Source organism: Synechococcus sp. R6-5 (assembly GCF_047461775.1).
Classification (GTDB): domain Bacteria; phylum Cyanobacteriota; class Cyanobacteriia; order Thermostichales; family Thermostichaceae; genus Thermostichus.
Genome location: NZ_JANSHV010000326.1, coordinates 1 through 2,075 on the forward strand (window position 1 = coordinate 1; position 2,075 = coordinate 2,075).

Genomic DNA, 2,075 nt, shown 5'->3' on the forward strand with positions numbered 1-2,075 from the left:
GTTTGGGGAGTGTCTCAATCTAGTTTGAAATGACTGTAATTTACAAACAGGCTGTAACGGCTGCTACTTACAGCGGATGTTGCATCAGCCAGAAGCCGGCGAAAGACTGGGCCCTGAGATCGGTTTGAATGGCAAGAAAGTGGAGCCCCTGGGCCTGCTGCTGGCGCTGGGCAAAGACTTCTGCCTCTGTTCGCAGTGTTTCATCTCTCAATTGTGCAAACAGATAACAATCGTTGAGGCCCGCCTCGAGCAGTAGCCGTCCGTCTGCCACACTCAAGTAGGCGGGTTCCATACCGCTCATCCAGGCTGCCATCGGCAAAGCCCGCTGCGAGGTAATCACCAAGCCGGGAATGAGGGTGCTCCGCACCACTGGTGCCAATGTGTCGGGCGTCAAAGTGTCCCAGGCAACCGGAAAAAGCTCGCCAAATTCTATCGGCCAGGCGTCGGCTTCCCGCAGATCCTCAGCTCGCAAGGTCACGAAGGCCCAGCGTTCTCCCTGCAACTTGTCCGGCAGACGGATGGGATCCGGCGGATCCGGATCCACAGGAGGTTCGGGGCTGTAGGTAAACTGAGTCTCTTGAGGGTAAACCTGCTCTGCCCGTTCTCGCATCCAAGCTTTGAGGGTGTAAACGCGACGACTGGGCAGCATCGGGATCCCAACCGCATCGCAGGCCCGTTGCAGGATGGAACTCATGCGGGCTCGAAACACACGAATGGCCGAGGGAGGCTGGGGAGCCGCTTCGAGGTAGCTCCGCAACTGTCGTGCCACCCAGGTGCTATTCACCTCTTGGTTACTGCAATACTGCGCTTGGCGAAACCGGCCGGTGGGATCGCATACCAACAGCTCCCAAACCCTTCGGTTCTGCTCATCCCGCAGGGGGACGGCGTTGAAATCCATCTGCCAGATAGGGCCGCGCGCGGGGCCAGAACGCAGGGGTTGAGTGGCCAAAGGTTCCTCCTGTTTGCACTACATGCCACTTGAGCGGGCCGGGGATCGTTCGCGCGAGCGGTGGGAAGCACTGTCCCCGACCAAGGCCAACTCCCGCTCCCCAAAAATGGCGGAAGCGTGGCGGTAGTACTTAAACTCCAGCAGGTTGTAGAAGGGATCCTGCAAAAAGAAGGTGCCGTGTTCCAAGGGGGTGTCAACAAAGCGCCAACGCGGCTCCTGATAAAAGGGCAAGGCTCGCTCCAGGGCACGGTCGGCCAGCGCCTGCCAATCCCCTTGGGTAGGGAAGATCAGGCCAAAATGACGAGGGTAGATGCCCCGCTGGGGCGTCAGCTCTTCGTGGGTGAGGTGGGCCACCAGTTGATGGCCGTACAGGTTAAAAATAACGGCAGCAGAGGTTTCTCGACCGATCTCACAGCCCAAGCCATCGCCGTAGTAGGCCTTGGCCAAGGCAATATCGGCAACTGGAAAGGCCAGATGAAAGCGGATGGGTTCCATAACGTCGCTCCTAAAAAGCCACCAAAAGTGCCCCACCAGCCAACATCAGAGCCAGCACCCCGAGCTGTGGGGCTTTTCCCCGGCTAATGGGATCCCCGCTCTTTTCAAGGTAGGCGATCTTAGAGCTGCTGCAAGGTGGGATCCCTTCCCGAGCCCGAGATAGACTATACGCCTTTGCGCAGGAGTGCCAACTGCTCGGATGCTATAACACTAGCTGGGGTGTTACCCCCGTGGCCCAGTCTGCAACAGACAACTCGGTGTGTTGAGAGCGTTGAAGAAAGGAAAGGGCAATCTTGGCTATGACCAGCATCTGGATTGAGCAGCGCCGCCGCGAGGATGAATCTCGCAACTTTTTTTGGATGGTGGCGCTGTCGCTGCTGCTGCACGTGCTGGTGCTGCTGGGATTGCTCCACTTGGGGCGGCTTTGGCTCACTCGCGAGCCAGAACAAGAAGCCATTGAGTTTATCCTTCTGGATCCAGAAGATCTGCAGCCCCCAGAGGAAGCAGATCTGGTTTCAGAAGTTGATTCCCGCGATGGGGGTGAGCGGGTAGAAGCCCCTCCGTCTCAAGGCAGTCCACCTCAATCTCAGGCCGCCCCTCCCCAGGAGGCCCCTCCGCCGCCGCCGCCAAG

The 2,075-nt window shown here is 58.7% G+C and carries 2 protein-coding genes and 1 pseudogene; 1 reads left to right on the forward strand and 2 read right to left on the reverse strand.

Annotated features, from left to right (window positions below; genetic code table 11):
• Window positions 1-67 precede the first annotated feature (67 nt).
• Both NW818_RS13405 and NW818_RS13410 read right to left on the reverse strand, forming a co-directional pair.
• On the reverse strand, window positions 68-949 hold the full coding sequence (locus tag NW818_RS13405) for a Tab2/Atab2 family RNA-binding protein (protein ID WP_011432767.1): 882 nt from the start codon (window positions 947-949) through the stop codon (window positions 68-70).
• Between the two features lie 18 nt (window positions 950-967).
• Window positions 968-1,444, reverse strand: a complete 477-nt coding sequence (locus NW818_RS13410) for a VOC family protein (protein ID WP_414424831.1) — start codon at window positions 1,442-1,444, stop codon at window positions 968-970.
• Between the two features lie 299 nt (window positions 1,445-1,743).
• On the opposite strand from NW818_RS13410, the pseudogene NW818_RS13415 reads away from it, so the two are divergent.
• A pseudogene (locus NW818_RS13415) lies at window positions 1,744-2,075 on the forward strand (energy transducer TonB); the annotation flags it as partial.

Bases quoted from the DNA above. Each gene is read 5' to 3' on its own strand.
- NW818_RS13410 (WP_414424831.1), bottom strand. From the start codon at position 1,444: ATGGAACCCATCCGCTTTCATCTGGCCTTTCCAGTTGCCGATATTGCC.